The organism is Mesorhizobium sp. M1A.T.Ca.IN.004.03.1.1, assembly GCF_003997555.1.
GTDB lineage: Bacteria > Pseudomonadota > Alphaproteobacteria > Rhizobiales > Rhizobiaceae > Mesorhizobium.
On record NZ_RZTV01000898.1, the window covers coordinates 1 to 244 of the forward strand.

1 pseudogene is annotated in these 244 nt (G+C 62.3%); it reads right to left on the minus strand.

The annotated features are described in order from the left end of the window. Positions 1–173 (minus strand): annotated as a pseudogene (locus EOD29_RS34275) (hydroxyacid aldolase); the annotation flags it as partial. Positions 174–244 lie beyond the last annotated feature (71 nt).

Below are 244 nucleotides of genomic sequence, written 5' to 3' on the forward strand. Positions count from 1 at the left end.
GCCGACTGCATGTCCCACATGCCATGCTGCATATCCAGCACGACGGCATCGAAAGCTTCCTGCGCCAGGTGGTTGACGAGCATGGCGTCGGGGATGCCGACCCAGGCGGAGATCATGCCGCCCTGGTGCTTCCTGATCCGGTCCGCAAAGCCATCGATTTCAGCTGCGCTCATGCCATTCTCCTCATTCGACAGGCCGTCTCCGGCCGGATTGCCGCCAAGCGGCGGCAGCAGTTTATCCTCTG